Annotated in this window: 19 protein-coding genes; 10 read left to right on the plus strand and 9 right to left on the minus strand. The window is 69.0% G+C overall.

Features of this window, described 5'->3' with window-relative positions:
• The first annotated feature begins 7 nt into the window (after positions 1-7).
• The 3 genes from ACIRG9_RS21165 to ACIRG9_RS21175 are packed head-to-tail and all read left to right on the plus strand — an operon-like array spanning position 8 to position 2,870.
• Positions 8-1,153 (plus strand): NAD(P) transhydrogenase subunit alpha, encoded by a 1,146-nt coding sequence (locus ACIRG9_RS21165; protein WP_402858332.1) that lies wholly within the window; start codon positions 8-10, stop codon positions 1,151-1,153.
• Positions 1,150-1,461: an NAD(P) transhydrogenase subunit alpha gene (locus tag ACIRG9_RS21170; protein WP_402858337.1), complete on the plus strand. Its 312-nt coding sequence runs from the start codon at positions 1,150-1,152 to the stop codon at positions 1,459-1,461. The genes ACIRG9_RS21165 and ACIRG9_RS21170 overlap by 4 nt, the downstream gene beginning before the upstream one ends.
• Positions 1,458-2,870, plus strand: a complete 1,413-nt coding sequence (locus ACIRG9_RS21175; protein ID WP_402858340.1) for an NAD(P)(+) transhydrogenase (Re/Si-specific) subunit beta — start codon at positions 1,458-1,460, stop codon at positions 2,868-2,870. Before ACIRG9_RS21170 ends, ACIRG9_RS21175 begins: the two co-directional genes overlap by 4 nt.
• 122 nt (positions 2,871-2,992) lie before the next feature.
• Here the strand turns inward: ACIRG9_RS21175 and ACIRG9_RS21180 are convergent, their stop codons facing one another.
• Positions 2,993-3,883, minus strand: a complete 891-nt coding sequence (locus ACIRG9_RS21180; RefSeq protein WP_402858343.1) for an SGNH/GDSL hydrolase family protein — start codon at positions 3,881-3,883, stop codon at positions 2,993-2,995.
• A gap of 305 nt (positions 3,884-4,188) precedes the next feature.
• On the opposite strand from ACIRG9_RS21180, the gene ACIRG9_RS21185 reads away from it, so the two are divergent.
• Both ACIRG9_RS21185 and ACIRG9_RS21190 read left to right on the plus strand, forming a co-directional pair.
• Positions 4,189-4,785 (plus strand): carboxymuconolactone decarboxylase family protein, encoded by a 597-nt coding sequence (locus ACIRG9_RS21185; protein WP_402858346.1) that lies wholly within the window; start codon positions 4,189-4,191, stop codon positions 4,783-4,785.
• A gap of 263 nt (positions 4,786-5,048) precedes the next feature.
• Positions 5,049-5,216, plus strand: coding sequence for a hypothetical protein (locus ACIRG9_RS21190; RefSeq protein WP_402858349.1), 168 nt, complete (start codon positions 5,049-5,051; stop codon positions 5,214-5,216).
• Positions 5,217-5,528: 312 nt separating this feature from the next.
• Here ACIRG9_RS21190 and ACIRG9_RS21195 read toward each other — a convergent pair whose 3' ends face one another.
• Positions 5,529-5,768 (minus strand): hypothetical protein, encoded by a 240-nt coding sequence (locus ACIRG9_RS21195; RefSeq protein ID WP_402858352.1) that lies wholly within the window; start codon positions 5,766-5,768, stop codon positions 5,529-5,531.
• Here ACIRG9_RS21195 and ACIRG9_RS21200 point away from each other — a divergent pair.
• From ACIRG9_RS21200 to ACIRG9_RS21215, 4 genes are all read left to right on the plus strand, one after another.
• A complete protein-coding gene (locus ACIRG9_RS21200; RefSeq protein WP_402858355.1) occupies positions 5,767-6,639 on the plus strand; it encodes a multicopper oxidase family protein in 873 nt (290 codons plus the stop codon). The two genes, ACIRG9_RS21195 and ACIRG9_RS21200, sit on opposite strands and share 2 nt — an antisense overlap.
• A 192-nt stretch (positions 6,640-6,831) precedes the next feature.
• Positions 6,832-8,196, plus strand: coding sequence for a multicopper oxidase domain-containing protein (locus ACIRG9_RS21205; RefSeq protein WP_402858358.1), 1,365 nt, complete (start codon positions 6,832-6,834; stop codon positions 8,194-8,196).
• Positions 8,193-8,645, plus strand: coding sequence for a hypothetical protein (locus ACIRG9_RS21210; protein WP_402858361.1), 453 nt, complete (start codon positions 8,193-8,195; stop codon positions 8,643-8,645). The genes ACIRG9_RS21205 and ACIRG9_RS21210 overlap by 4 nt, the downstream gene beginning before the upstream one ends.
• A gap of 169 nt (positions 8,646-8,814) precedes the next feature.
• Entirely contained in the window at positions 8,815-9,561 is a 747-nt protein-coding gene (locus ACIRG9_RS21215) for a helix-turn-helix transcriptional regulator (RefSeq protein ID WP_402858365.1), read from the plus strand.
• Between the two features lie 101 nt (positions 9,562-9,662).
• On the opposite strand, the gene ACIRG9_RS21220 is transcribed toward ACIRG9_RS21215, so the two are convergent.
• Positions 9,663-10,295, minus strand: coding sequence for an HNH endonuclease family protein (locus ACIRG9_RS21220; protein ID WP_402858784.1), 633 nt, complete (start codon positions 10,293-10,295; stop codon positions 9,663-9,665).
• A gap of 360 nt (positions 10,296-10,655) precedes the next feature.
• On the minus strand, positions 10,656-11,771 hold the full coding sequence (locus ACIRG9_RS21225; RefSeq protein ID WP_402858368.1) for a serine hydrolase domain-containing protein: 1,116 nt from the start codon (positions 11,769-11,771) through the stop codon (positions 10,656-10,658).
• A gap of 110 nt (positions 11,772-11,881) precedes the next feature.
• Here ACIRG9_RS21225 and ACIRG9_RS21230 point away from each other — a divergent pair, with 110 nt between their 5' ends.
• Positions 11,882-12,022: a hypothetical protein gene (locus tag ACIRG9_RS21230; RefSeq protein ID WP_402858371.1), complete on the plus strand. Its 141-nt coding sequence runs from the start codon at positions 11,882-11,884 to the stop codon at positions 12,020-12,022.
• Between the two features lie 11 nt (positions 12,023-12,033).
• Here the strand turns inward: ACIRG9_RS21230 and ACIRG9_RS21235 are convergent, their stop codons facing one another.
• The 5 genes from ACIRG9_RS21235 to ACIRG9_RS21255 form a co-directional block, all read right to left on the minus strand.
• Complete coding sequence (locus ACIRG9_RS21235) at positions 12,034-12,705, minus strand: cysteine hydrolase family protein (RefSeq protein ID WP_402858374.1); 672 nt, start codon at positions 12,703-12,705, stop codon at positions 12,034-12,036.
• A 31-nt stretch (positions 12,706-12,736) separates the two neighbouring features.
• Positions 12,737-13,054 (minus strand): SAV_915 family protein, encoded by a 318-nt coding sequence (locus ACIRG9_RS21240; RefSeq protein WP_402858378.1) that lies wholly within the window; start codon positions 13,052-13,054, stop codon positions 12,737-12,739.
• A 346-nt stretch (positions 13,055-13,400) separates the two neighbouring features.
• A complete protein-coding gene (gene gap, locus ACIRG9_RS21245; protein ID WP_402858381.1) occupies positions 13,401-14,417 on the minus strand; it encodes a type I glyceraldehyde-3-phosphate dehydrogenase in 1,017 nt (338 codons plus the stop codon).
• Positions 14,418-14,504: 87 nt separating this feature from the next.
• Positions 14,505-15,833: a condensation domain-containing protein gene (locus ACIRG9_RS21250; RefSeq protein WP_402858383.1), complete on the minus strand. Its 1,329-nt coding sequence runs from the start codon at positions 15,831-15,833 to the stop codon at positions 14,505-14,507.
• Entirely contained in the window at positions 15,834-17,072 is a 1,239-nt protein-coding gene (locus ACIRG9_RS21255) for an MFS transporter (protein ID WP_402858386.1), read from the minus strand.
• Positions 17,073-17,077: the final 5 nt, after the last annotated feature.

Raw genomic sequence — 17,077 nt, forward strand, 5'->3', positions numbered from 1 at the left:
CGGTGGCATGAATCCGCTGACGGTGGCGGTACGCAGGGAGCACGAGCCCGGCGAGCATCGGGTGGCGCTGACCCCCGACGGGGTCGGCCGGCTGGTGGCGTCGGGCCTGACGGTGCTGGTGGAATCCGACGCCGGTGCCGCGGCTTGGTTCGACAACGCCGCCTACGCCGAGGCCGGGGCGGAGCTCGTCGCCACCGCTGAGTTGTACGACCGTGCCGAGGTGGTGCTGTCGATCGGCCTCGTCCCGCCGGAGCGGCTGCGCACCGGCCAGGCCGTCGTGGGCATGTTCGCACCGTTGCGCCAGCCCGAATACGCCGCCGACCTGGCCGCCCATGGCGTGACGATGATCAGCCTGGACGGCGTCCCGCGCACGCTCTCGCGCGCCCAGGCGATGGACGCGCTCACCTCGCAGGCGAACATCGCCGGCTACAAGGCGGTGCTGGTCGCGGCCAACGCGTACCAACGGTTCCTCCCGCTGTTGATCACGGCCGCCGGGACCGCGCGGCCGGCCGAGGTGCTCATCCTCGGTGCCGGCGTGGCGGGATTGCAGGCGATCGGCACGGCACGCCGGCTCGGGGCGGTGGTGCACGCCTACGACGTGCGTCCCGCCGCCCGCGGTGAGGTGGAGTCGCTGGGCGCGACCTTCGTCGAGCTGACGTCGGTTGCCGACGCGCGCGGCGAGGGCGGGTACGCCCGCGCCCTGACCGATGACGAACAGCTGGCGCAGCAGCGGGAGCTGGCCGAGCGGATCGGCCGCCACGACGTCGTCATCACCACCGCGCAGGTGCCCGGTCGGCGACCGCCGTTGCTGGTGACCGCCGACGCGCTGAAGGCGCTGAAGCCCGGCTCCGTGGTCGTCGACCTCGCGGCGAGCCCGTTCGGCGGCAACGTCGCCGGCTCCGAGCCCGGCCGGACCGTCGTCACCGGAAACGGGGTGAGCGTCATCGGCACGGACAACCTGCCGGCCACCATGCCCACCGCCGCGTCCACCGCCTACAGCCGCAACATCACCGCGCTGCTGCTGCACCTGGTGCACGAGGGTGCGCTGGCGATCGACGGCGGCGACGAGATCCAAGCCGGTGTGCTCATCACCCACGGCGGCGCGGTCGTCCACCCCGGCGTCGCCCGCCTGCTGGAGAGGACCCCGTCATGACCGCCGAGCTTCTGGCCGACCTGAGCATCTTCCTGCTGAGCCTGTTCGTCGGCTTCGAAGTGATCAGCAAGGTGCCGGCGACCCTGCACACACCGTTGATGTCGGCCGCCAACGCGATCCACGGCATCGTCCTCGTCGGCGCGATGCTGATCGCGGTCACCGCCGACAACCTGCTCGGGTACGCGCTGGGCTTCGTCGCCGCGGCATTTGCCGCGATGAACGTGGTCGGCGGCTACGTGGTCACCAACCGCATGCTCGCCATGTTCCGCGCCCCGGCCCGCACGCAGCCCGGCGAGGAGGAACGATGAGCACCCTCGACACCGTCATCCGACTGGCCTACCTGGCTGCCGCTGCCTGCTTCATCGTCGGGCTGCACCTGATGAACGCGCCCCGCACGGCGCGGCGCGGCAACACCGTCTCCGCCGCCGGCATGGCCACCGCGGTCATCGCCACCCTGGTGCTGGTGATCGACTCGGGCATGGTCTCGGTCACCGGCTGGACCGTGCTGCTCAGCGGCAGCTCGGTCGGCGCGCTCGCCGGCTGGTACTTCGCCCGCACCGTCGGCATGACCGCCATGCCACAGCTGGTCAGCCTCTTCAACGCCGTCGGAGGCGGCGCCGCCGCCCTGATCGCGGTACACGACTTCACCGGCGCCGCCGCGGCCGGTGCGGACCTGCCCGCACGGATCACCGTCCCGACCGTCCTCGACATCATCATCGGCGCGGTGACCCTGACCGGGTCCCTGATCGCCTCCGGCAAGCTGCAGGGCATCATTTCCGGGCAACCGTTGATCTTCCCCGGCGCGCGGGTGGTCACCGCCGCCCTCGCCGTCGTGATGATCGGCGCCGGCGGATACCTCGCCACCGGCGCGGCCGACGTCACGGTGCTCGTGGTGCTCGCGCTCGCCGCGCTCGCCTTCGGCGTGACCATGGTGCTGCCGATCGGCGGCGCGGACATGCCCGTCGTCATCTCGCTGCTCAACGCGTTCACGGGCACCGCCGTCGCGATGGCCGGGTTCATCATCGGCAACAGTGTCCTGATCATCGCCGGAGCGCTGGTCGGCGCCTCCGGCGGCATCCTCACCAAGCTGATGGCCGACGCGATGAACCGGTCCATTGCCAACATCATCGTGGGCGGCTTCGGCACCGGCGACGGGCCCACGGTCGACGCGGGGGCGGGCGGGCAGGTCCGCGCGATCTCCGCCGACGACGCGGCGATCCAGCTCGCGTACGCCAGCCACGTCGTCATCGTCCCCGGGTACGGGCTCGCCGCCGCGCAGGCCCAGCACGAGGTCCGGGAACTGGCGGACCTGCTGCAGACCCGCGGCATCAAGGTCGCGTACGCGATCCACCCCGTCGCCGGCCGCATGCCGGGCCACATGAATGTGCTGCTGGCCGAGGCGAACGTGCCGTACTCGCAGCTCAAGGAGATGGAGGAAGCCAATCGCGAGCTCGCCCGCGCCGACGTGGCGCTGGTGATCGGCGCCAACGACGTCGTCAACCCGGCCGCCCGTCGGCCCGGCAACCCGGTCTCCGGCATGCCGATCCTCGACGTCGACCAGGCCAGGAGCGTCATCGTCGTCAAGCGGTCGATGGGGCACGGGTACGCGGGTATCGACAACGAGCTGTACAGCGACCCGAGGACCGGCATGTACTTCGCCGACGCCAAGAAGGGCCTGGCTGAGCTGGCTGCCGCAGTCAAGACGCTGGTCGGTTGATGTTCAAAGCCACCCGGGTGGCGGGCCTGGCCTCGCGCGGTGGGGAGTCGGAAGCCGGCTGTTCCACGGGACTGGCCCCGCCACGACGCGACGGGGCCAGTCCTGATTGGTGTGCTGAACGGTCAGCTGTTCAGCTTGGTCAGTACGACGGTGGCCATGCCCTGCTCGCCGGCGGCGTTCGGGTGGAACGGGGCGGCCGAGTTCTGCGGGATCAGCCCTTCCACCCAACGGGTGCCGCTGCTCTTGCACGCGTCGCGGCCGATCGATGGGGTGTACACGTCGGCGTAGGTGGCATTGTTGGCGGCCGCGGTGGTGGCGAGCATCGCGTTCAGCGACTTCTCCACGGCGCGTAGGTACGGCACGTCCTGGTAGGCGATCGGGACCGAGGGCCAGCAGCCGTTGCCGCTGTCCGGCAGGATCGCCGGGTAGCCGATCACTACGATCCTGGCGTTCGGGGCGGCCGCGTGGACCGCCTGGAGCACGGTGGTCACCTTCGGGGCGGTGGCGTTGATCCTGGTCTGCAGTTGGTCGGTGCCTCCGGCGGTGTACCTGTTCTTGCACGGCGATCCGAGCGGGTTGCTCAGGCTGGCCTGCGCGCAGTCGCTGAGGATGCTGGAGAAGCCGATGTCGTTGCCGCCGATCTGTACGGTGACCAGTGCTGTGCTGGCGGTGACCGCAGTGAGCTGCGGCGGTGTGGCGATGCCCAGCTGACCGCTGCCGCTGTTGAGGATGTCGTTGGTGGTGGCCCCGGAGCAGCTCACGTCGGCGAACGACGAGGAGCCGGCGGACGCGGCGACGAGGGACGGGTAATTGCGGTTGGAGCGCAGGCAGTTCAGGTCGACCTGCGCGGGAATGAGCGGACCGGCGGTGTACGAGTCGCCCAGCGCGACGTAGCGCCCGGCGGGGACGGCGGCGCTGGCGGGCTGGGTGAAGGCGAGCAGCGCACCGACGGTGGTGGCGATTGCGGCCACCCGGGCGGTCGCTCGGAGGAACGGCAGGCGGGGACGGGTCATGGCACCTCCCAGGGGAGCATGAGGTGTCGTGATTCTGTCCGGCGGAAATGACATCCGTCAATATCTGTGGGAGTGTTCCAACGCCGATCGCGATAACCGTCAGGTGAGGAGACCGTCGCCGCAGCCCCCGGCCGACGGCGGCTGGTGGCTGGGGGACTGGCGCCAGCCCGGCCTCAACCATTGGGCTGCTACCGCGACGCCCCACTGCGACTGGCAGTGAACAACGACCCGCAGTAGAAGAATCCGACACCCGAACTGTCGCTGATCAGTCGTCGGATGGTCGCTCGATGCAGCACGCTGGCCCGATGAACCGTCCCGTTGCGTTCCTCACCGATCCGCCGCAGAGCCCGGCGGTGACTGCCGCCTACGAGGCTGATCTCAACTCCGACGGCTACGTCAACAACCTCACTCGCGTCTGGTCCTGGCGCCCTGACGTGCTGGCATCCTTCCAGGCGCTGCGCGCCGATCTCCTGGCCGCGTCGGGCCTGTCTCCGAGGGAAGTAGCCGTCATGGTCACTGCCACCGCCGCCGCCCGAAGCGACGCCTACTGTGCACTCGCCTGGGGATCCAGGCTGGCCGAACTCAGTGACGAGGCGACCGCCGCAAAGGTGCTGCAAGGCGCTGACGGTGACCTGTCCGAGCGGGAGGCCGCACTCGCCGCTTGGTCCCGTCAGGTCGTCCAGGATCCGAATGCCACGACCCAGGCCCACATGGACCGCTTACGCGACGCGGGCCTCAACGACCAGGAGATCTTCGAGGCGACGACCTGGATCGCGTTCCGGCTGGCCTTCTCCACCATCAATGACGCGCTGGGAGCTCGGCCAGATTCGGAGCTTGCGGAGAAGTCGCCGAGGCTCGTCCGCGAGGCCGTCACCTTCGGCCGCAAGTGGACGGCAGCGTGAACCCGTGACGCTTCTCGAAAACGACGACCGCATCTTCCGATAGCACTGACTGGCCGCCGGCCTCGCTGTGGTCCAGGACGAGGGTCTCGTAGTCGCTGCGGGGCCGTGAGGCGGTCTGTGCCCGTCGGCTCGATGTCCTGCGCCGGTTAGCGAGGTCGCGGCGGCCCGGGCTGCGGGTGGTGGCGTTGACCGGGCTGGTCCGGGTCGGCCACGACTCTGATGTTGCCGTTTAGCTGGACGATGACGCGCCGCTGGTGCGGGCGGTGGCGCGGGAAACGACCTGGCGTCGCAACCCCCAGCCGCAGCTGTCGGTCACCGCTGCGCAGCGCACCGAGCTTGTCACGTTGGCCGCCCGAGCGGCGACAGCCCTCGGCGAGGACGCCAGCCAAGGGCTCACCACCTGGCTGGCGCGTGCCCGCCCGGCCGGATGATTGCTCTCTCGGCCATGTGCATCGCGGGGAAGGTCGGCTGGCCCGGCGACAGTCGCAAGGCCGGTCGCGGCGCCGAGCGCGACGGCTTCGCACAGGGGTGAGCCGCCGGTGGGAGAGACCGGCTCCGTGGTGAACTCGCGACCAGCTGGGACCGGGCCGTCCAGAACGCCCTCCGCTCGCCGTGATTCCGGCCGTTGGCGGATCCCGCTCCGCGACCGACCGTCCGGCCACCCTTCAGTCCGGGGCGGGCGCACGACGCGGCACCACACCACCGGAAGCCGGCCGAGGCGAGCAGTGTGACGGCCGTCCCATTCACTTTTCCCAATCGGAGTAGTAAAAACAATGTGACTGGTTTAAACGTCGTCCGAAGAAGGTGTTCATGGTGAGACGGCAGCTCTTGACCATGGCGGTGGCATTCGCCGCCGCCCTCGCGGTCCCGGTCTGGCTCGCCCCGGGCGCGGCGTCCGTCACGGCCGACAGTGGCGCGACGACGGACGCCCCGACCTCATCCGAGTCGTCCTCGACGTCCGGATCGGACAGCGGCTCAGCCATGGACTGGAAGACCATGGACGAGCAGATGGCCAAGCGGGACAAGTCGTTCCCGGCGGCCACCCAGGGCGAAGGCGGCAAAGACCTCACGCCCACCGTGCTCCCCGACGGCACCAAGGAGTTCCACCTCACCGCCGCGCCGACGAAATGGGAGATCGAGCCGGGCAAGACCGTCGACGCCTGGGCCTTCAACGGGACGGTCCCGGGCCCGACGATCCACGTAAACGTCGGCGACAAGGTCAAGATCGTGGTCGAGAACAAGCTCCCCGAGTCGACCAGCGTGCACTGGCACGGCATGCAGGTGCCCAACGCCATGGACGGCGTGTCGAACATGACACAGGACCCGATCCCTCCGGGCGAGAGCTTCTCGTACACCTGGGACGCCACCCGACCGATGGTCACCTGGTACCACTCGCACCACGACGGCACCAAGCAGGTGACCAGCGGCCTGTACGGCGGGATCGAGGTGGGTGAGATCCCGACGCCGGACAACATCAGGCCGAAGCAGGTCGTGCTGATGCAGTTGCAGGACGCCGGCACGATCGGCATGACGATCAATGGGAAGTCGTTCCCGGCCACCAAGCCGGTCGACGCGCACCTCGGTGACTGGGTCGAGATCACGTACATCAACGCGGGCACCATGGAGCACCCGATGCACCTGCACGGGCTCGATCAGTTGGTGATCGCCAAGGACGGGTTCCCGCTACCAGCGCCCTACAAGGCCGACACCGTCCCGGTGTCACCCGGTGAGCGCTACACCGTGCTGGTCCACGCCGACGCCAAGGGCATCTGGGCGTTCCACTGCCACATCTTCCCGCACGCCGAAGGGGATCAGGGAATGTTTGGCCTGGTCACCGCGATGCGCGTCTCCTGACCCGCGGGTTCCGGCCCTCGCTCAGCAGCCCGTCCCCACGTCTTCTCACCCACTGCGGCATGTCATGCGATTTGGAGGTCTGCCGTGCCCACGAACTCAGCAAGCCCCCCGGTACCGAACCCCCCGGACGCCACACCCTCGCCCTCGGGCGGGCGCCGTGGCATCGCGGCCTGGCTCCCGTCCCTGTTCCCGATGCTCACCGGCGGCATCGCGCTGGGCCTGCTCGTCGGATTCGTCCTGGTCGGGCTCGCGCCCGGCGGCGGCCTGCACCTGGCCGCTTCGGGGAACACCTCGACCGCGGGCGCCGGCCACCACTCCGCTGCTGGTGCCGGCACGAAACTCACCTTCGACATCGAGCTGGGCGAGATGTACGTCAAGCCCTCCGCGATCAACGTGCCTAGCGGCGCCGACGTGACGGTCAACGTGTTCAACAAGGGAACCCAGCAGCACACGCTCGCGCTGGAGGGCGCGGACACGGCGATGCTCGACCCGGGCCGGTCGATGACCTTGCGCTGGGGCGTGATCACCAAGTCGACCCAGGCATGGTGCCTGGTGGCGGGCCACAAGGACGCGGGCATGGTGCTCGCGGTCAACGTCGAGGGCGAGCACCCGCACGCCGAGGCGGATGGCGGCGCCGGCGCAGGCGCCGGCACCGCCGCCGACGCCAACGACGCGACGATCGATGCCAACGCCAAGCCCTCCGCCGATTGGAAGGCGGTCGACCCCACGCTCCAACCCGCAGAAGGAGGTACGGCGCACAACGTCACCCTGCGCGTCCAGGAAAAAGCCATGGAGGTTGCGCCCGGCGTCAAGCAGGTCCGGTGGACCTACAACGGAACCGCGCCCGGCCCGGTGCTGCACGGCAGGGTCGGTGACGTCTTCAACATCCACCTGATCAACGACGGCACGATGGAGCACTCCATCGACTTCCACGCCTCCAAGGTCGCGCCGAACGTCCAGATGCGGACGATCAAGCCGGGCGAGTCGCTGGACTACCAGTTCAAGGCGCAGTTCGCCGGCATCTTCACGTACCACTGCGGGGCCGATCCGATGATCTACCACATGGGCAACGGCATGTACGGCGCCGTCGTCGTCGACCCGCCGAACCTCGCCAAGGTGGACAAGGAACTCGTCCTCGTCCAGTCCGAGCTGCACCTCGGGCCGCAGGGCCAGCCCGCCGACCTGAAGAAGATGATGGCGGGCACCGATGACGCGGTCGTCTTCAACGGCTACTACAACCAGTACGCCTTCGCCCCGATCAAGGTCGCTCCCGGTTCCCGCGTGCGGGTCTGGCTCGACGATGCCGGCCCCAACGAGAACATGGCCTTCCACGTCGTCGGCACGATCTTCGACACGGTGTGGAAGGAGGGCGCCTACCTGCTGCAGCCCGGCAACGCCGCACACGGGGGCTCGCAGACCCTCGACCTGCAGCCCACCCAGGGCGGCTTCGTCGAATTCACCCTCCCCGACGCCGGGACCTACCCCTTCATCACACACAAGATGATGAACATGTCCCGCGGTGCGCTCGGCATCTTCGAGGTAGGAGGCAACAAGTGAGCGCCACGACCCACGACACCACCGCCGCACCGCGTCCGGCCGAGCCGGCCACCACGGTCACGGCGCTGCGGAACAGCGCACCGTTGGCGATCGCCGCCGGCTCCTCGGTGCTGGCCGGATTGATCCACTACGCCGTGGTGCCGGAACATCGGAGTGAGTGGGTCTGGTACGCCGTGTTCTTCACGCTGCTCGGGGCGTTCCAGCTGATCTGGGCCGCCGCCGTCTGGACCGTCCGGCGTCGTTGGCTGTTCATCCTCGGCGTGCTGGCCAACGCCGCCGCGATCTCCCTGTGGGCCCTCAGCCGTACGGTCGGACTTCCCTTCGGCCCGGATGCGGGCGAGCCCGAGTCGGCCGGCGTCATCGATGTGCTCTGCGTGCTCGCCGAGGCGGCGGCGCTCACCGCCGCCGCCGCGGCGCTCTGGAATTCGATCCGCCGACGGCAGGGCTGACGCGACTGCGAGCGGGGCCGAGGTTCTTCCTCGGCCCCGCTCTGCATTCGCGCGTCGAAGGCTCAAGGGTCGCGTGAGGCTGCCGGAGCCTCGACGCCGACGCACGCCTCGCTGCTGGCCGCCGCAGGTCACGTGGTTTCTACCAATTTGTTTCGGCTAAACTAGCTGCATGTCCGGGCAGACAGTGAACGATCCCGACCCGACCCCGGCCCTGGGCAGGAGCCGCGGCCAGGTGCTGGAGGTGCTACGCGCGGCCGGAGAGCCGGTGGCGGTCCAGGACGTCGCGGAGCGCAGCGGCTTGCACCGAAACACCGCCCGCTTCCACCTGGACGGATTGGTGGAAGCGGGCCTTGCCGAGCGGGAGGCCGAGGATCGCAGCCTTCCCGGCCGCCCCCGGATCGTGTATCGCGCGACCGCCAGCAACGTGTCGGTCGGCCAGCGCAGCTATCGGCTGCTGGCCGAGATGTTGACCAGCCTTGTCACCGACACGCTGCCCGAACCTGACCGGGCCGCCGTGACGGCCGGCGAGGCATGGGGACGCTACCTGGCCGACCGGCCGGCACCGTCGAAGCGGATCGACGCCGCAGAGGGTGTACGCCGCCTGTCGGCCGTACTCGCCGACGCCGGTTTTGCGCCGGGTGAGCCGGCTGATCCCGCGAACCCGGTGATTCCGTTGCGCCACTGCCCGTTCCGGGAAGTCGCCGAGCAACACCGCGACGTCGTCTGCTCGTTGCACCTGGGTCTGATGCGTGGGGTACTGGCGGAGGTGCGGGCGCCGCTGGTTGCCGACCGATTGGAACCGTTCGTTCAGCCGTCGCTGTGCCTGGCCCATCTGGTTCCCATTCCCCGGAGGCAAGCCGGCGCGGACAGCACGACTTCGACAGCCCAGCGCCGGCAGGCCGGAAGTCCGCATTGACATCCTCCTCCCCGCTTTAGGGCGAGGAGGATGTCAACAGGTACGTCACATCGTGTTGCGGGCCGAGCTTGGCGTAACTCGACCCGCGTGAAGACCTACGGTCAGCAGGTGCCGAGCATGGTGTTGAGCGCGGACTTCTCCGCGCTGTCGACGGAGAGGTTGTAGTACCACTTCGCCTGGATCCAGGCCCTGGCGTAGGTGCAGTGGAAGGCCGTTCGCGAGGGCTTCCACTTGGCCGGGTCCTTGTCGCCCTTTGCCTGGTTGACGCTGTCGGTGACGGCCCACAGCTCGGGACCGCCGAGGTCGTTGGCGTAGGTCTGGCGGGCGGAGGTGGTCCATGCCCAGGCCCCGGAGCGCCAGGCTTCGGCGAGGGGGACCATGTGGTCGATGTCGATGTCGGCGGGGTTCGTCCAGGTCGCACCGTCGTACGGGCTGTACCAGGATCCGGAGGTCGGGTAGCAGCTGCTGTCGACCTTGACGTTGGTGCCGTCGCGCTTGAGGACCTCCTCGCGGGTGTTGCAGGCACCGCTGATGGTGATCCAGTGCGGGAACAGGTCACGGCTGTAGGTGGTCTGGTGGGACTCGGCGGCGACGGTGAGAGAGTTCAGCCGGCTGACGGCAGTGCTGTATGCAGGGATGTTCGGCGGGGTGGCCTCGGCCGGTACGCCGGTGACGGCGAGAGAAACGACGAGTGCGGCCGTCGCGGCGACGGCGGCTCTGATGGTACGGGGGATCACGGGCCTACTCCTGACTGTGCGTCACCGCCGCCGGCCGGGGTTTCCGGTCCGACAGTCGACGACCTGATTGATGGAGGAGAATATAGCGATGGCTCGGCGACGCCGGAACGCTGGCTTGAATCTCATCTGAAGGGCGCACGGACAACATGCGTACGGCGATGACGCGACCGCGATTGCCCATACACCTGGGTGTGATCACATCCCAATGTGGCAGATGTGAATGTCCTCGGGCCGTGGACAGGCAGAGTCGCAGGACGCCGACCGGCAGCACCGCGGTACGCCGGAGGATCGGGCGTACCGTGGTGATGTTGGTGGTGACCGCCTGCCACCGGGCCGTAGGACCACCCTGGCGCCGGTTCAGCGCCGGCACAGCGCTCTGCCGACCAGCGCGTCGGCCGCGCGCTGCTGCGCGAGGAGCCGCTCCGGCGCGTCGCCGAGCGCGGTGTTCATCGAGACCACCGCGCTGCGACGGCCGTCAGCCGAGACACCGATCACCGTGATGTACCCGCCGTCGCCCCCGTCGTGCCCCCAGCGCAGGCCGCCACAGGGTAGGGGGCGGCTGACCAGGCCAAGGCCGTACCGCCCGCCGGGCCAGATGGATGCGACCTCGTCGTCGAGCGGCATCGTGTCCTGCATCTCGGCGAGTTGCGCGGGCGGCAGCAGCCGGCCGCCGAGCAGGGCGCGGAAGAAGACTTCAAGGTCGGCCGGGGTGGCCAGGACACCATCCGGGTCGCTGGATACCTGAACCGTCACATCGACCACTGCGCCGCCCGGGAACACCTGGTACGCCGGAGAGCGCGGCTCAGGCAGTCCCGGCGTGGTGCCGGGGAACATGGTGTGGCGCAGCCCGAGCGGCCGGACGATTCGGTCGGTCACCTCGGTGCGCAGCGGACGGCCGGTGACCCGCTCGATGACCATGTCGGCAAGCAGGATGCCGGTGTTCGAGTAGCCCCAGCCGGTGCCGGGCGCGAAGTCCGGCGCGTGCGCCATTGCCCGCGCCACCAGCTCGTCGCGGGTGTGCACGTCGAAGCGCATCTGCCTGTACTCCTCGGGCGTCGCGTACCCGGGCAGGTCGTCGTGGATGCCGCTGGTGTTGCGCAGCAGGTCTCGTACCGTGATGAGTTGCCCGTCGTTGCCGTTGCCGCGCACGACGCCCGGTAGCCAGCGCTCGATGGTGTCGTCGAGTGAGAGTCGGCCCTCGGCGGCGAGCTGCAGCACCACGGTGGCGGTGAACGTCTTGCGGGTGCTGGCGATGCGTAGGTAGCCGTCCCGCGGCATCGGCCGGCGGCTGACCCGGTCGGCGACGCCACTGACGAGGACCCGGCTCCGGCCATCAGCGGTGGCCACGCGGGCGGAGACGCCCATCACGCCGAGCGCCCGGATCGCGTCGACGTCGTGTTGCATCGGGTCGGGGTCTGCCGCCGACGAAACGGCGGCGAGGACGAGTGCGGTGAGAACAGTCAGCCATCTCATGCCCGCCGACGCTAGGGTCCGCGGCGGATGCGAATCGATACCGTCTACTGCCGGATCCGTACTGCAGCCTGCTGTAGTGCCTGCGGTGTGCCGAGGCGGCCACTGGACCGGTGCTGGACAGACTGCGCGCAGCCGCCTACCTGGCGGTCGTCGCCGCAGGCACCGTGGTGACCGCGGTCGCGCTGCCGGCGCTGTTCGTACCCGCGCTTGCCCGCTCGGGCGGCGTCGCACCGGGCCCGGAACTGGGGTAGGGACTGGCGGCCTACGCCAAGACGCCCACGGCGGGGGACTGGACCCGTTTGATGATCGTGTCGGCGGGCACCAGGTTGACTCCGATTGCTGCCAGGTCGTCCAGCCGCTGCGGGCTGGTCTGTGAGGCCGAATCGGGAGCCAGTACCGTGCGGAAGTCGCGCTCGCTGGCTTCGAACAGCGTGGCGCGCGGGCAGTTCGGCAGATTGCAGCCGGCGACCACCACGGTGTCGACGTCCCGCTCACGCAGCCACGTCTCGAGCACGGTCCGGTAGAACGCGCCCCAGCGCGGTTTGAACAGCACGATTTCGTGGTCGCGGAGTTCGAGTGGGCGGCCGGCCAGCAGCGGCTCCGGATCGATGGGCAGAGACGCGGAGGGGTCGTCGGACGCCGCCAGGCCGGCGATGATCGCTGACCCGGCTGAACGTGGGGCCACAATGCGGGCACCACTCTCGATGAGCTCTCGGCGTGTCAGGTCGACATCGGTTCCTGCCGGGTCGTACAGCCGCACGACGTGCACGACGGGGCGGCCGGCGGCTCGGAAGGCCGCGCTCAGCCGAGCTACGTTTGGAGCGACGGCTGCGGTTCCGGCGATTGGTGAAGAGCCGCCCTCGGCGAAGTCGACCTGCATGTCGATCAGGATCAGGCCTGATGACTGCCAGTGTGGTTCTGTGTAATCGGTCACTATCGATCCTCCCGGCTGCTGGCCCTGCGAACTAGGCCGCGACCGACCCCGATTGTGATGGCGTCTGGAGGCTGACCGGACCACAGCCAGGCCAGACGAGATTCTCGGCAAGCGCAGGGTCGACCTGGATACGGTGAATGCCCAGTGGGGCCAGCATGGTCCGTAGGGCCGACTCGCAGAGCCGCGTCCACGGCTGGTTCGCGCCCAACGTGTTGGCAAGCTTGTCGGTAGTGGTAAAGGCGAGGCCCACCCGCTGCCCTTGTGGGAGCCGGCCGGTCCGTATGGTCAGCGACTGGCGTCCGGGCACGGTACGTACGGGGATGATGTAGTTGTCCGGGACCTCGTCCATCTGGTTGCCTTCCTTCCGGTCCGGACGAGCGAGTGGACGGCGAAGCCCGACGCCGCGACCAGGGCCAGCAGGAAAGGCCACCCGGCTACGTGAGATGCAAAGCGACCCGGCTCCAAGTACTTGTTGGTGCGCGTGCTCGAAAAGGGAGCCGCGTAACCTCATCGCCTTGAGGATCGCCTGGGCCAGAACACACCTGGTCGCCGTGATGTAGCTCGCCTTGGAGGGCCGCGCGACCCTCGCTTACGGCTCACGCCCGGATCGACCGGGCGGGGCCCCGCCCACGTGGCGTTGCAGCCGACGTGGGCGGGATGGTCCCGCGACACGGGCGAGGGCCGGCCGCAGCCCGTCAGCGACTGACTAGCTGCACCAAGTCCACGAGCCGATTGGAATAGCCCCACTCGTTGTCGTACCAGCCGATGACCTTGACCTGGGACTTGTTGACTGTGGTCAGCTTGGCGTCGATGGTGCAGCTTGGCGTGGAGTTGACGATGTCGCTCGAAACGATCTCATCCTCGGTATAGGCAAGTACGCCCTTGAGCGGTCCCTCGGCGGCGGCCTTGAAGACGGCGTTGACCTCCTGCTCCGTCGTCTCACGCTCCACCTGCACGATGAAGTCGGTGACCGAGCCGGTGGGCACCGGCACCCGGAACGCCATGCCGCGTAGTTTGCCCTCCACCTCAGGGATGACCAGGCTGGTGGCCTGGGCGGCACCAGTGGACGTCGGAGCGATGTTCACCGCCGCGGCACGGGCACGGCGAAGGTCGACCTTGCCCTTGCGGGTGAGCGCGATCTGGTCGAGCAACTGCTGCTCGGTGGTGTACGCGTGGATCGTCGTCATGAGGCCGCTGACGATGCCGAAGTTGTCGAGCAGCACCTTGACCATCGGGGCAACGCAGTTCGTGGTGCAGGAGGCGTTGGAGATGATGTGGTGCTTCTCCGGCTCGTAACTGTCGTCATTGACTCCCATGACGATGGTGATGTCCTCACCCTTCGCCGGTGCTGAAATGATCACCTTCCGGGCGCCTGCGGTCAGGTGCTGCCGGGCGTCGTCGGCCTGGGTGAAACGCCCAGTCGACTCGATAACGACATCCACCCCGAGGTCGCCCCATGGAAGCAGGGCCGGAGAGGTTTCCGCAGTGGCGCGGATGGTCCGGCCGTCGATCGTCAGCGAGTCTTCGGTGTAGGCCACGTCGGCCTGCAGCGGGCCTAGCACTGAATCGTACTTCAGCATGTGCGACAGTACCTCCGTCGAGGCGAGGTCGTTGACCCCGACGATCTCGACGTCCGAGCCGCTGCGCAGCGCGGCCCGGAAGAAGTTCCGGCCGATCCGACCGAAGCCATTGATGCCGACCTTGATGGTCATCCGAACGTTTCTCCCTCGTACGACGTGTGCACTGGATCTTCCGGCCTCGTTGCCGGGCAAGCGTCTCCGTTCGACCGCTCGCGTCGCTCAGCCCGGCAGGCGCGCCGCCAGATGTCCGCCGCCTTCTGCAGTTGGCCGGGCAGGCACGCTGTGGCCGCCGCCGACATGCGCGATCGTGGAATCCGGGTCCGCGGTGAGGACCGCGCACATACCGGTCAGGATCGCGGCGACGAGTTCCCGGGACATCCCGCAGGCGCGCAACCTCAGCGTGCCGTCGTCGAACGCGCGTAGATAGCAACGGTGGCCGAAGCGATGGAACGCCTCTTCCCACCGCAGCTGTGGACCTTCTTGATCGTCGTCGCGGCTGCCGCGCGGCAACCGATCGGCGGTGATGTGGTTGAACGCCCAGGCCGACTCCACTTCCCGGGACAGGTCCGGTCGCTCTCGGCGGAATTGCGCCAAGGCCGCGGGGTCGTACATGCCGAGCCGGTAGGTACGTAGCGCGATGTTGTGCATGTGCCGGGCGAGGACCGGAAGGTCGCCTTTGGCGGGCAGGTCGAACTGCACCGGGGCCCACTGGTTCATCGACGTGACGTACCGGCCCCACCGGGCGCTGAACCGGTTTGAGGACATCAGCCGGAGGGGGACGGATGACAGCCCGGCCACCCGCGAGATGGTCGAGGTGTAGGCCGCCAGATAGACGCTCGACGGGGAGATGTCGAGTCGTCGGGCCAGGTTATGCACGTTGACGGCCAGTTCCGGGCGCTGGATGCTCGCCTGGAGGGTGATCGCGTCGGGCGGTGCCTGGCCGCCGGCGCAGGCCGGTGGCAGACAGACTCGCCAGTTGTGGAGCGCTGCCGCATTCTTCGCCGCAAACGACGCGGACCGCTGCTCCTCGGCCATCGTCACCAGGCTGTACGTCTCCTGCTCGGCAGCTTCGCCAGCCGTTGCCCGCAGCGCCGCGGACAGGTCCGCCTGCAGGACTGCTTGCCCGCCACCGTCGGCGACGATGTGGTGGTTGACGAGCACCAGATGCTCCACGTCAGCACCGGACGTCAGCAGCCGGACCCGCCACGCGGGGCTGCGGGTCAGGTCGAACGGAACAGCGGTCAGCTCACCGACCACCGCCGCAATGCTTCGCGACCCCGCCTCGACGAGGTCCCACTCGACGTCGACGCCGTGGTGCACGATCTGACGAGGGTTGTCGGGGTCGCTCAGCTCGTACGTCGTCCGTAATGCAGGGTGCCGCCGGACCAGCCGTTCCAGGCTCCGCCGGACGGCAGCCACCCCCGTGCCCGTAGGCAGCGGCCAGACCGCCCAGACATTCGCCTCGGCCCACCGTGACTCTGGCAGGGCGCGAACATCGCGCCAGATTGACAGCTGACCGAAGGAAAGCGGACCCTCCGTCGCCGGCATCTAGGCCTCCGCCCCGTCGAGCGTCCGCTCGCGGCGGGGCAGAGCGGAGGTGGCGAGCCAGACGAGCAGGATGCCGGCGAGGACTGCGGTGACGACATTGGTGCCCTGCCAGCCGGCTGCCGCGAAGACGGCGGGCGCGGACAGCGACGCGGTAGCGCCGAGGACGCCCACTGACGCTTCCACCGCGCCTTGGACCCGGCCGCCCGCGCCCTGTGGATAGCACCGGACCACGTAGGTGGTGCCGGCGATGAACAGGAAGTTCCAGCCGACGCCGACGAGCGCCAGCGAAACCGTGAACAGCAGCACGCTCTCCCCCAGCGCACCCACCACGCCACCCGCCGCGAGCACGCCGGCACCGAGCAGCCCCGTCCACTGAGGGCCCCAACGGGTGGTGACGCTGCCGCTGAAGAGCGAGGGGCCGAACATGCCCACCATGTGCCACTGAATCATCAGGGCACTTGCGGTCAGGGTGTGCCCGGCATGGTTGCTGCCGATCGGGCCCATTGCCATGAGCATGGTCATCGCCACGGACGCGGTGCCGAGGAGCAGGAATGCCGACCGGAAGTCCTGGGTCACCATCGCCGCCCGGATCGGTACTGCCTTGACGGCCGGCTTCGGGGCGTCGCCGCCGATCTTCTGCCGCTCCCTGATCCTCGACACGAGCAGCACCACGGCCGCCGCGAGGAACGATACGAGCAGGTACGAGCCCGCGAACTGGGCCTTCAGTAGACCACTCGTCGCCGTCGCGGCCCAGGGGCCGACGATCGCCGCAGCGAGACCACCGCAGAGCACGATGCTCAGGGCCCGGGCCCGGCCGTCCGCCGGGGCGCGGTCTGCGGCGAGATAGCGGAAGTAGCCGCCCGTCGCCTTGTAGAGGCCGACCACGGCAGTCCCGACGCACAGCATCCCGAAGGAGTGCGTCATGGTGGCCCATGCGGAGATGAGACCACCGACCACGGCGCAGACTGCACCGACCAGCAGCACTTGACGGTGCCCCCAGCGCACGCTGAGCGAACCGGCGAAGTACGAGGCGATCGTGGCAACGATGGTCATTAACGTCAGCGGCACCGTGGCGAGTGCCGTACGGGGTGCCAGGTGCAGGCCCACCACCGCGGTGAGGGTCAGATCCACGGCGAGGCCCACGTAGTAAAGGAACTGACATGCCGTCAGGATCGACAAGTCGGTGGTGAGAATCTGAGCCCGCTCGGCGGTGGGTGCCTCACGCGTCCTGGTTTCCACGCCCA

Origin of the sequence: Micromonospora sp. NPDC093277, assembly GCF_044765245.1 — a bacterium.
Lineage (GTDB): Bacteria > Actinomycetota > Actinomycetes > Mycobacteriales > Micromonosporaceae > Micromonospora.

Bases quoted from the DNA above. Each gene is read 5' to 3' on its own strand.
- ACIRG9_RS21165 (WP_402858332.1), top strand. From the start codon at position 8: ATGAATCCGCTGACGGTGGCGGTACGCAGGGAGCACGAGCCCGGCGAG.
- ACIRG9_RS21170 (WP_402858337.1), top strand. From the start codon at position 1,150: ATGACCGCCGAGCTTCTGGCCGACCTGAGCATCTTCCTGCTGAGCCTG.
- ACIRG9_RS21175 (WP_402858340.1), top strand. From the start codon at position 1,458: ATGAGCACCCTCGACACCGTCATCCGACTGGCCTACCTGGCTGCCGCT.
- ACIRG9_RS21180 (WP_402858343.1), bottom strand. From the start codon at position 3,883: ATGACCCGTCCCCGCCTGCCGTTCCTCCGAGCGACCGCCCGGGTGGCC.
- ACIRG9_RS21185 (WP_402858346.1), top strand. From the start codon at position 4,189: ATGAACCGTCCCGTTGCGTTCCTCACCGATCCGCCGCAGAGCCCGGCG.
- ACIRG9_RS21200 (WP_402858355.1), top strand. From the start codon at position 5,767: ATGGACTGGAAGACCATGGACGAGCAGATGGCCAAGCGGGACAAGTCG.
- ACIRG9_RS21195 (WP_402858352.1), bottom strand. From the start codon at position 5,768: ATGGCTGAGCCGCTGTCCGATCCGGACGTCGAGGACGACTCGGATGAG.
- ACIRG9_RS21205 (WP_402858358.1), top strand. From the start codon at position 6,832: ATGCTCACCGGCGGCATCGCGCTGGGCCTGCTCGTCGGATTCGTCCTG.
- ACIRG9_RS21215 (WP_402858365.1), top strand. From the start codon at position 8,815: ATGTCCGGGCAGACAGTGAACGATCCCGACCCGACCCCGGCCCTGGGC.
- ACIRG9_RS21225 (WP_402858368.1), bottom strand. From the start codon at position 11,771: ATGAGATGGCTGACTGTTCTCACCGCACTCGTCCTCGCCGCCGTTTCG.
- ACIRG9_RS21240 (WP_402858378.1), bottom strand. From the start codon at position 13,054: ATGGACGAGGTCCCGGACAACTACATCATCCCCGTACGTACCGTGCCC.
- gap (WP_402858381.1), bottom strand. From the start codon at position 14,417: ATGACCATCAAGGTCGGCATCAATGGCTTCGGTCGGATCGGCCGGAAC.
- ACIRG9_RS21250 (WP_402858383.1), bottom strand. From the start codon at position 15,833: ATGCCGGCGACGGAGGGTCCGCTTTCCTTCGGTCAGCTGTCAATCTGG.